This is a genomic window from Candidatus Binatota bacterium (genome assembly GCA_012960245.1).
GTDB lineage: Bacteria > Desulfobacterota > Binatia > UBA1149 > UBA1149 > UBA1149.
This window is the reverse complement of the sequence record DUBO01000012.1, coordinates 132,771-143,306: the sequence shown is the minus strand read 5'-3', so window position 1 is coordinate 143,306 and position 10,536 is coordinate 132,771. Positions and strand designations below refer to the sequence as shown.

Here is a 10,536-nt window from a genome sequence, read left to right as displayed (position 1 = left end):
TGCACTATGCCATCGCCGCAGCTGGCCAGCACGCAGGTTGACAAGCAGGCGTCGCTGTCATCCACGTTGCCGTCGTCGCAAGCCTCGCCGCTGTCGGTCACGCCGTCGCCGCAGCTGGCCAACGAGCAATCGGTGCGGCAGGCGTCGGGCTGGCTGTCGTTGTTCAATCCATCGCGATCGCACTGCTCCACGCCGGCCTGCACTACGCCATCGCCGCAACTGGCCAGCACGCAGGTTGACAGGCAGGCGTCGCTGTCATCCGCGTTGCCGTCGTCACAAGCCTCGCCGCTGTCGGTCACCCCGTCGCCGCAGCTGGCCAACGAACAATCGTTGCGACAGGCGTCCGCTAGAATGTCGCTGTTGGCGGAAATACCATTGTCGCAAAGCTCACCCAGGTCCACAATTCCATCGCCGCACTCGTGGCAGAAAGGAATCGCATTTCCCGAACATACGCCCAGGCTGCAGGAATCGCCCGAAGTACATTCATCAGCATCGTCGCAGGCCAATGTGTTGGGGAGATAACTGCAATCCAACAAGGGGGAACAAGCGTCGTCGCTACAGGGGTTGCCATCGTCGCAAGCCTGATCTGAAACCGTATTAACACACGCTGCAACGACACAGGAATCAGCCGTACAGCCTATTCCATCGTCACAGGGATCCACGTGCTCGCAGACGTGCTGCAGGGGAACACAGCGATCCGCGGTGCAGGGATTCCCGTCATCACAGAGGGCAGCCGCTGGATAGCCCGGTGTTTGCGCCGTGCAACCCTCATCCTGACAGGCCGCGTCGCAACCATCACCCGCTATAAGATTGCCGTCATCGCAGCTTTCCGCGGAGCCCGGGAACCCATCCGAGCAGGTGTCGCAGACACCAAGCGGAACTACAGCCACGGGCAAAGCAGCAGGCACAACCACCCCCTCCACCACCGGTGCCGCGCCAGAATAATTGAGACTGTTGTTGCCTCCGGAAATAACACTTGCGCCGGTATCCACGTATATGGACTCGTAGCCCGTCAAGCTGTTGAGCGAGCCAGCCCCCGGATTGTCTATGACCGCCCCCGATTCAAGCCTCAGCGAACAAGCAGCCAGGCTGATAAAGGCTGGCGGTGTTCCGAGACCTCCCGCCGATACAAAGGATCCTGACAAGACGACCGTACGAAGCGCCGTGACATCTGCGATACCTCCACCAGAACTGGAACCTATATCGATTGCCCCGGCCAGTCGGGCATCTCTTCCAGCCCCGGCCTGCGAGTCACCGCCGCCGCCGCTTCCACCTACGTCTATCCGGGAGGTCGAACCCAGCACGAGGTCAATGCCCGCGAAGAGGTCAACGATGCCTCCTCCGCTCTGGCTCCCCCGACCCCGGGCGACGAGTTCGCCATCAACGACCAGTGATCCAAGAGCGTCAAGCATTAGATAGTCGCCGAAACCGTCAGGGGCAGCGCCACTCGCGGTGAGTTTTACAAAAGGACCAACGTAGATATCTCCTCCAGCGCTAAGATCCTGGCTGCCCCCGTCTCCACCAATGCCGACGCTCCCGTGGCCATCGGTATCAAGTACGACCGGTGAAGCGGCGCTGCCGCCGTCCATTGAAATATCACCACTGGCACTCAGTGTTATATCCCCACCGAAACCCTCGCCAGCCCCAGAAGAAGCCAGGAGGCTGGCTGTTATGTTTATGTCGCCCCCCGAATTGACGTCGATGAGGCCACCGTCAAAATCTCCCCCCTTCACATCTACCAAGGCCAGAAGATTAACGCTGCTGCCGGCGCCGATCACCAATTCGCCTCCGTTGCCATCGGCACCGGAACTGGCTTGTATCCGGGCGAGCACGTCCACCTTCCCAATGGCCACGATGTCCAAGGTCCCCCCGTCCGAAGCTGTGGTGGTTCCGTTGAGGTTTATTAGCTCGCTTATCGTTACATCCCCGGCCGCCACGAGGGAGAGAAATGCCGGCGTGGGTGCGTTTCCCGCCACTCGGCCACCGATGACGATATTTCCACTGCCCAGCGTACATGTGCCCGCGCCTTGCGATTGGCACTCGCTGTCAACGAGGCAAAACAACGCGCTCGCCAGCGAACAGCTGCGCCTGGCGCTGACGGTCACCTGTCCTCCAATACCGCTGAAACCGCGAGCCTTGAGCGCAAGCGCCCCAGGGGTCTCGAGGCGAAACTCGCCACAGGTAACGCTTGCCATACCAGCGCCGAACTCCAGGGATCCTCCCGGGGAGACCAGTAACGTCCGCTTACCCAGGTCCAGCGCCGCACCAGCAGCGACCACAACGGGCGAGTTAATAACACAGGGGTCGGCCGTTGGCGCGCAGAGTTCAGCAGCACTTGATACGGGAACCTGTGCTGCCGCCGGTTGGGCGAACGCGCACAGCAGCACGGCCGCCAGGAAAAACTGGTATCGATGGTTCATTGCCCGTGGGGTCCTTGAGAACCAGTTAGGCAGACTTCAGTGCGGCAAAGAAGGAATCCGCGAGCTAAAAAAGGAATCTCCCCCGCTTAAGGGGGGGGGACAAAGGGTATGACTCGAAAAACCCGAAGCCACGCAGTAGCGTTTGCCCCCCCCCTACCGGGGGACAAGACGCATGCAAGCAGCCACTACTCCGAGCGCGAATCCGTATCGAGAACGATCTCGTGGATTTCGAGAACATTGGGGGCAGCGAACATCTCTTTCGGTGGTCGATTAGAGTGCGCTTCCCGGAAGGACGCGCTCCTCGTCCAGTTCCAGAAATCTTCTTCATTACGCCAGGTGGTCTGCACCAGGTAGTACTGTTGTTCGCTGGTCTCGGTCCAGCCACCGCTGGCGTGATCGAAACGTTTGAGCACCGGCCGCTCTACCCGGTTATTAATAAAACCGGGTTCGCTATCTATAAGGCCCGCCCGTTTGCGAAAGCGGTCCTCGAACTCTTCTTCGTAACCACTGGCAACAGCAATTCGGTTGGTAACGACAATCATCTCGCTTCTCCTGTTTTCGCCTGAGCGGACGTCCCTCGTGAATCCGGCTTATACCACACCGGCGAACTCCACGCCCGCTCCTGTATAACCCGGGGGTATGAAGAATCGCAGCAGCCGCTGTAAGCTTCGGCAATCTCCCCGTCGGCAGCACAGTCGATGTCGGCCTGATTGCACAACACTGTGCTCCAGCGACAAACAGGGTTTTCTATTACCCTGGCGTAGTAGAAAGTGGGCACGGAAGGATCGAAGTCCGGGTCTCGCCAGACAGAGCAGAGGCTACCCGACCCGGGGCCCGAGGCCTCGCAGCTGTCCGTGTCCACAAGAGCACCGTTGTCCCTATCCCCGGCCACGTCGACTACCCGGCTGTGCGGCTTGCCATCCTTGCCCAGCCAGCCTTTTACCAGCTGCAGGACCTGCAGACCGGTGCCCGGCCGGGCCGCCGTACCAGGATCAGCCATCGCGGAGACAGCAATCACCGGCGCCGACGTCCCCCCGGGAAAAGATGCAAGAACCCCTCCCATCGGCACACCGGAGGAGTAACCTTCCCGCGCAAAACCCTCGTCTTCGCACATGTCGTCGGCGAGTTCCCAAGCAGCAAAGAGCCGCAGGATAATACGCGGACCGCTGGTCGCGTAGGTCTCACGCCTTCGCAGCGCGGCAAAGAGTGCGGGGCGCGAATTCTCTTCGGCCCATAGAACCACGAGGCCCCCGGGGTTGTTCTCTATATTGTCGGGTAGCCCCGGCGCGAGGTCACTGCCGGCGGGCTTACCTGCGCCGCCGTGGCCGGGAAACGAGGTCTCCTCGGCCGCGCCTGCTGCCGCGAGGTGAGTATCGGTGCCGCCGATCAAACCAAAGCGGTAGGGGTTCTGCCCTGTTGAATCTTCGACCACAAGGCCGTGCAGCAAAGCGTTCCGGACAAAACTCATAGGCCCGGCCTCGCGCCTCAACCAGGGAAACGTGTTGCCAATGAAATCATCGTAGGGCAGTTTTTCGAACCCGCAGTACTCGTCAGCCTCGCCAGCTCCTATACGGCACTCCGAGTCGCCCTTGTGCTGCATCATCTCGACCAGCGGTTCAAAATCCGCGCGTCGCTTAGCATAGTCAGCTGTCATGGCTTCGCCGTCGGGCCCTTCTGTGGGAAACATCAGCCCACCGCTCAAGTTGGAGTTATGGGGAATGGAGACGACCGAGCAGCCCTTGCCGGTGTTGAGACAGTCACGCTCGAGCGCGTTCCACAAAAGCCGCGGCGAAGGCGCGTCAACATAGCTGGCCGGCTCGCCGGGCACCTCGGAACTACCAAAAATAATGTTCCGATGCAGGTTCCTCCCGTTGGGACTTCCGGTCCACTCGTAGCCGACGAAGCTGGTAAAAGAACAGGCCGAACTGCGATCGTAATACTGCTCGGCTGCCGCTTGGACCTCGCTCCAACTACTCAACATCGCCCGTTTGCAGCCACCGGCATCCTCGCCACAGAACCCGAAGCGTTTCGGGCTCTCAGAAGCCATCGCCTTGTTGTTCATCAGGTAATAAGCAGCCCGGGGCCAGTGGCGAAACAATCGGCACACGAACGAATTGTGCCCCGCCATTCCCGGCGTTTCGCAGATTCTGAGCTCACCGAACAGCTCGGCGTGGTCGGTAACCGCGGCGAAATCCAAAGGCCTCTCCAGCGTTATCTCTCTCATCGGCGCGCCCGAAGCATCGTAGGGCTGGATGCCGAGCGTACCCCCACGTGCGAAACGGTAGGCGTCAACCGGCCGCCCTCGCGTGCCCTGCGTCGCCGCGTCCAGGGACAACGCGGTGTGAACGTGAAGATCGCCAAACCAGGGTAGACGTTGGGAGTCATTCAACTCGCAGGGCTCGCGCGCGGCCAGCGCAACAGGTGGAAGTAATATCAAGGCAAGAGCGATGGAACCTAACGCCAAACGAATCATGAGCGGCAGCATAGCTGCCATCCGATCAAGTGGGAACCCCCCACCGGAACCCCGCCGGCACCCAGCAACGAGATCCCCGGACTGTCTCCAGGAAACCCGGATCAAAAAAGCGCGATCAGATGAACACTATCCGCTGTGCGAGCGGAACGATGCGAGCGGAACCGCCATGAGCAGATCTTCCGACGCTTGCTCAAGGCTGAAAAGTTGCTCGACCTCAACACCCAGCGCGTCACTGAGCAGCAGCGCTTCGCGAACCGAGGGTTGAGCCCTGCGGTTCTTCAGGCGATTGATGCGCGGCCGCGATAAGCCGGTGCGTCTCGCGAGCTCGCCGTCAGTCCAACCGCGATCGTACAGCATCTTCGAAATCAGATTTGTAACTGTTGTACCCGGCATATTATTACTCCTCTCCCCTTCCGCTTTCCCATCAAACCCAAGGTCCCCCCCCCTTGGTCGACTAACCACCTGTAACCCTAGAATCCGTGATTCTCAGCAATCGCCAGCACTGCCGGCTCCGTTCATATAGAGCCCCGCCCCGGCCACACCCGCGGCCAGCAGCGGCCCGTCAAAGGCAAGGCCGACCTTCCCAAGCGCAACCAGCTCTTCGTGGGCCGTCGCAATGCAGTAGAGCTCTCTCAAAGGAAGCCCCAGCACACGGCTCATAGACAGCGCGTTGCCCAGTGGCGGGTCTGTCCCCTCTACAACCATGCGCCTGACTGTCGAGTAAGAAATCCCCGTCAAATCAGACAAGTCCACCAGGGTCAGCCGCCGGTCCTTGCTGATCTCGCCAAGCCTGTTCTCGAGTGATGAGTTAGCTGCCATGTTTTTCTCCTTTACCGCGCTGTTAGGAAGCCGTTACAAGTAAGTTATCCAACTCGAACCATCTCGGTCAAGGCAATACCGACCACCCGGGCAGGATTTCGCAAGACGACTGTGATGTGATTTTCCCCGTGGATGCTCATCAGCGCTTTAATACGGTGAGAAACTGGATTTCCGATGCTGAACGCGTCGCCGTTCTTACCGGCGCGGGCATTTCCACTGCCTCCGGTATCCCTGATTTTCGAGGTCCACAAGGCTTGTGGACCCGAGACCCCGAGGCCGAAAAGATGGCCACCATCGACAACTACATGTCCGATCCCGAGGTGAGGAAAAAAGCCTGGCAGTGGAAACTTGAGCAGATGGGAACAGAGCGAGAACCCAACGCCGGGCACAACGCGTTGGTTGAGCTCGAGCTGAGCGGCAAACTGCTCGCCCTGGTGACTCAGAATGTAGATGGCTTTCACCAGCAGGCGGGTAATTCCGCAGACAAGGTCATCGAGATCCACGGCACGATGCGCGAGGCGATCTGCATGGCCTGCGGCGACAGGACCGACATAGAGACCACCTTTGACAGGGTGCGCGCGGGCGAGCTCGACCCTGCCTGCCCATTGTGCGCCGGCATACTCAAGTCGGCCACGATCAGCTTCGGGCAGGGACTGGTCGAGGAAGACCTGGCACGAGCCCAGCGTGCGGCCCTCGACTGTGATCTAATGCTCGCGATCGGCAGCACGCTGACGGTCTATCCCATAGCCGGAATTGTCCCCACGGCAAGGGAAGCAGGCGCCAGGGTGGTAATAATCAACGGCGAAGCTACGGGTATGGACGAGATCGCACACGCCATACTTCGCGGTTCGATCAGCGATATACTACCTCCGCTCCTGTCGGCCGTGGGATGACCGGGCCCGGCTCCACGCCAGGCCCCCCGCCTGATCCTCCAAGCCAGGACCTCGCCCAGGGAGTACCGATGTCTACCGGCGTCGTCCGCAGACAGAGCAACGAGGGCTTCTTGAAGGTAAGCTGACCCTGCCCCATCGCGTTGTTGGCCAGCATGTCCGAGCTCACGAACTTGGCCTGCATCGGCGTCGTCTTCGCGTCCTTGGCCTTGTAGCAAAAATAGTGGCCTACTCGCCGACCCAGGTGCCCGTGTTGCCACCGACCGGGGCGACTACCATCGGATCATCGAAACCGGTACCCGTCGAATCAAGATTGACCAGGGTAAAAGCAGCCGCCACTGCAGAGTCGAGTTTGAGTTTCTTGCCCCGGCAAACGAACGCAAAAGCCAGGAGAAAACCGAGAGAGAAGCGACAGGAAGAGCGGGTGGGTGCGGGGGAGGGATTTGAACCCTCGACCTGCGGGTTATGAGCCCGCCGAGCTACCAGACTGCTCCACCCCGCGAACCTTGATTAGGGCCGGGTGGAGGGAAAGTCAATCAGTCAAGGTCCGCAGCGGCCCGCAGGGCTTTGATTTCTTTGTGCTCAAGGCGGCGTACCGAGTCGATAACCTGCCGTCCGAGCTTGAGTGGACCCATTACTACGCGCTTGAGTTTGTCCACCCTCAAGCCCACCTCTTCCATCATCCTGCGAACCACGTGCTTGCGTCCCTCGGCCACGGTTACTTCGAGCCAGACCTTGGTCTCGCCACGTCCCACTCGCCTTATACGCTCGGCCCTCGCCATGCCGTCACCCAGCGACACGCCGTTGAGCAACCTGTCGAGCTGCCTCTGCTTCGGCGGCGGGTTTACTTTTACGCGGTAGACTTTTTCGATCTCGTAGGACGGATGCATGAGACGGACCGCGAGTTCGCCATCGTTGGTCAGAAGCAGCAAGCCGCTGCTGTTAAGGTCAAGCCTCCCCACGGGAACCACCGGGCTACCCAGGGTCTGCACCACGTCGCCGATGCAGAAACGCCCGCGCGTGTCTTTCATCGTCGACACGCAGCCGGTTGGCTTGTGATAAGCGTAGTACTCCAGCCGGTGAGGCCCCGCGATCAACCGACCGTTAACCTTGACGTGATCCTTTCCAGGCAGAACCGTGCTGCCGGGTTCGGTGATGACCTTGCCGTTGACCGTGACATCGCCCAAGAGCATCATTTTCTCGGCTTCACGGCGCGAGGCGATACCAGCCCGCGCTATGTAGACGTGCAGCCGCAGCCGGCCGCCAGAGCCTCCCTTCTCCGCAGGGTCAGTCTTTTTCAGAGGTTTCTTTGATTTCGTCATCGCTCTCGGTCGCCTGTTCGGTTGAAACCGTGCCGGCAGGAGGCGCATCGTCGGTTACCTCGTCGCCGGGCTCCAGCGGCAGCACCGCCGCCTCGTCGGCAGCCCCTTGTTCAAACTCCGCCTTATCCGCCAACATCAGCATTTCGTCTCCAAGTTCGGCCAGGCGCGGCATGGCTGCCAGGTCCTTCAATCCGAACAACTCGAGGAAGTCTTTTGTAGTTTCGTAGACCAGGGGTCGTCCCGGAACATCCAGGCGACCCGCGATACGGATCAGCCGTTTCTCGACGAGGTTCTCGAGCACGCCCCCGCTGTCTACCCCGCGCACTCCCTCTATGCCCTGCCTGGTAGTCGGTTGCTTGTAGGCTACCACGGTGAGTGTCTCAACCGCAGCTCGACTCAAGCGATAAGGCCGCTCCTTGAACAGGCGCCGCACCGGCTCGGCGTGCTCGGCCGCGGTACGGTACTGCCAGCCTCCAGCCACCTCGACCAGCCGCACCCCCCTCGCCTCGCACTCAGCCTGCAACTCTTGCAGCGCCGCGGTAACCTCCTGCCTGCTGGCACCGCGCACGGCCTTGGCCAAGCGGCCAGCGTTGATGGCTTCGCCGGAGGCAAAGACAAGGGCCTCTACCAGTGGCTTAAGGCGGTCTACCGGCCAACTCCCTTGAGTGGACGGCGAGTCGTCCCCGGTCCCGGCTTCATCGCCCTTCAACGTGGCGTCCTCTTCAACCGGCACATCTTCTGCAGACACATCCGCCGGCCCGCTTTCTCCAGGGTTAAGTTCTTCTATCGTGCTTTCTTCAGCCATCAAGCTGTTGCTCCTTTTCAACTTCCGCATCGTTGCCTTCTTTCTCGTGGGCCCGGGGTCCATAGGTATCGAGCAACGCGTACAACCGATCGTCGTGATCGTGCCCCGTCGAGCTCACGCGGATCTCCGGCGACCCTTCGTCCTGCATAGCCTGAATAATGCCCATCTTCATCAACTCCAGGAGACCGATAAACGTGGCGATAACGAGCCCGCGGGTGGGGCTGTCGCCGAACAGCTCGTCAAAAGTGAGGCTCTCGACCTCGTCCAGCCGACCCAGCATTTCCCGAACCGCGTCTGCGACGTGGTACTCCTCGGACTCCACGAGGTGGGGTATGCGCGCAGCCGCGCGCGCGAGCACGCGCCTGAGGCCCTCGAGCAGGTCGGGAAGTTCGACCTGGGCAAAACCAGGGTCCTCGGCCTCGTTGCGCGGCGGTGGTGAAGCCGCGCGGCGAAAAACATCCCTATCAATCAACGCCCTGTCACGCAGCGTATCGGCTGCCTCGCGGTAGCGCTGGTACTCGGCCAGCTGCCCTACGAGATCCTGTACCGGATCTTCTTCTTCTTCCTCATCCTCGTCGTCACGGGGCAGCAACAACCGCGACTTGATGTGCATCAAGGTGGCGGCCATCAGGAGATACTCCCCCGCTACATCAAGGTCCAGCTCCTCGAACATTTCGAGGTAGGCCAGGTACTGGTCGGTTATATCACTGAGCGGAAGATGGTAGATGTCTACCTCGTTGGTCTTCACGAGGTGGAGCAAGAGGTCCAGGGGCCCCTCGAAGGCATCCATGTTAACCCTGTAGGAGTCTACTTTCATGCCAACCCCATCACCGCCCGTACCCTGGTCATCGTACTCTCCGCTTTCTGCCGGGCACGTTCATTTCCGGCGGCGAGCACCTCGTCGGCCAGCCCACTGCTAGTAGCAAGTTTTTCACGACGCTCACGTATCGGACGCAACTGTTCGAGCACGTGGCCAATCATTATCTTCTTGCAGTCCAGGCAGCCGATAGAAGCGCTGCGACAGCCCTCCGAAACCTCCTTGCGCTCCTCTTCGCTGGAATAGATTTCGTGCAGCTCGTAGACCGGGCATTCCTCGGGCACACCGGGGTCGGTCCTGCGCTGCCTGCGCGTGTCGGTTTTCATGCGCGACAGCCGGGCAGTAATATCCTCTTCACTGTCCGCCAAGCCCACCGAATTGCCGTAACTCTTGCTCATTTTACGGCCATCGGTGCCGGGTACGCGGGCTGCCTTTACAACCAGCCCTTTCGGCTCGGGAAAAACCTCGCCGTAGTAGCGATTGAAGCGCCGCGCCACCTCGCGCGTGAGTTCAACGTGCGACAGTTGGTCTTCGCCCACCGGAACACGATCGCCACCGTAGACCAGGATGTCGGCCGCCTGCAGCAAGGGGTAGCCCAGAAAACCGTAAGTCGACAGGTCTCGGTTTTCGAGCTGCTGCTGCTGTTCCTTGTAAGTGGGCACCCTCTCCAGCCAGGGCACCGGGATTATCATGGCGAGCAGCAGGTGCAGCTCGGCGTGTTGCTTAACGCTCGACTGGTTGAAGATCGTAGCCTTGTCGGGGTCTAACCCGGCCGCGAGCCAGTCGAGGACCATGGCCACTGTACTGGCCTTTATACCCGAAGGATCCTTGTACTCGGTCGTCAGCGCGTGCCAGTCAGCAACGAAGAAAAAGCTCTCGAAGCCCTGCTGCAGTTCCAGCCAGTTGTGAATCGCCCCGTTGAGATGACCCAGGTGCAGGCTCCCCGTGGGCCGCATACCCGATACCACAACACCTTTTGTCTTTGTCTTC

Annotated in this window: 10 protein-coding genes and 1 tRNA gene; 1 reads left to right on the top strand and 10 read right to left on the bottom strand. The window is 60.5% G+C overall.

Features of this window, described 5'->3' with window-relative positions; all coding sequences use genetic code 11:
- The 5 genes from EYQ35_02075 to EYQ35_02055 all read right to left on the bottom strand — a co-directional run.
- Positions 1-2,420, bottom strand: a 2,420-nt coding sequence (locus EYQ35_02075; protein ID HIF62929.1) for a hypothetical protein, incomplete at its 3' end; no start/stop codon positions are given.
- Between the two features lie 185 nt (positions 2,421-2,605).
- Entirely contained in the window at positions 2,606-2,962 is a 357-nt protein-coding gene (locus tag EYQ35_02070) for an antibiotic biosynthesis monooxygenase (protein ID HIF62928.1), read from the bottom strand.
- Positions 2,959-4,914: a DUF3604 domain-containing protein gene (locus EYQ35_02065; GenBank protein ID HIF62927.1), complete on the bottom strand. Its 1,956-nt coding sequence runs from the start codon at positions 4,912-4,914 to the stop codon at positions 2,959-2,961. The genes EYQ35_02070 and EYQ35_02065 overlap by 4 nt, the downstream gene beginning before the upstream one ends.
- Before the next feature lie 105 nt (positions 4,915-5,019).
- Complete coding sequence (locus EYQ35_02060) at positions 5,020-5,286, bottom strand: XRE family transcriptional regulator (GenBank protein ID HIF62926.1); 267 nt, start codon at positions 5,284-5,286, stop codon at positions 5,020-5,022.
- A 93-nt stretch (positions 5,287-5,379) separates the two neighbouring features.
- Positions 5,380-5,712, bottom strand: coding sequence for an XRE family transcriptional regulator (locus EYQ35_02055; GenBank protein ID HIF62925.1), 333 nt, complete (start codon positions 5,710-5,712; stop codon positions 5,380-5,382).
- A gap of 128 nt (positions 5,713-5,840) precedes the next feature.
- Here EYQ35_02055 and EYQ35_02050 point away from each other — a divergent pair, with 128 nt between their 5' ends.
- Positions 5,841-6,605, top strand: a complete 765-nt coding sequence (locus EYQ35_02050; protein ID HIF62924.1) for an NAD-dependent deacetylase — start codon at positions 5,841-5,843, stop codon at positions 6,603-6,605.
- Between the two features lie 422 nt (positions 6,606-7,027).
- Here EYQ35_02050 and EYQ35_02045 read toward each other — a convergent pair.
- The 5 genes from EYQ35_02045 to trpS all read right to left on the bottom strand — a co-directional run bounded on the left by EYQ35_02045 (position 7,028) and on the right by trpS (position 10,502).
- Positions 7,028-7,104: transfer RNA gene (locus tag EYQ35_02045), tRNA-Met, on the bottom strand.
- Between the two features lie 34 nt (positions 7,105-7,138).
- Positions 7,139-7,972 carry an rRNA pseudouridine synthase gene (locus tag EYQ35_02040; GenBank protein HIF62923.1) on the bottom strand — a complete coding sequence of 278 codons (834 nt, stop codon included), beginning with the start codon at positions 7,970-7,972 and terminating at the stop codon, positions 7,139-7,141.
- Complete coding sequence (gene scpB / locus EYQ35_02035; GenBank protein HIF62922.1) at positions 7,890-8,792, bottom strand: SMC-Scp complex subunit ScpB; 903 nt, start codon at positions 8,790-8,792, stop codon at positions 7,890-7,892. The genes EYQ35_02040 and scpB overlap by 83 nt, the downstream gene beginning before the upstream one ends.
- Positions 8,722-9,546 carry a segregation/condensation protein A gene (locus tag EYQ35_02030; GenBank protein ID HIF62921.1) on the bottom strand — a complete coding sequence of 275 codons (825 nt, stop codon included), beginning with the start codon at positions 9,544-9,546 and terminating at the stop codon, positions 8,722-8,724. Before EYQ35_02030 ends, scpB begins: the two co-directional genes overlap by 71 nt.
- Positions 9,543-10,502 carry a tryptophan--tRNA ligase gene (gene trpS / locus EYQ35_02025; GenBank protein HIF62920.1) on the bottom strand — a complete coding sequence of 320 codons (960 nt, stop codon included), beginning with the start codon at positions 10,500-10,502 and terminating at the stop codon, positions 9,543-9,545. The genes EYQ35_02030 and trpS overlap by 4 nt, the downstream gene beginning before the upstream one ends.
- Between the last annotated feature and the right edge of the window lie 34 nt (positions 10,503-10,536).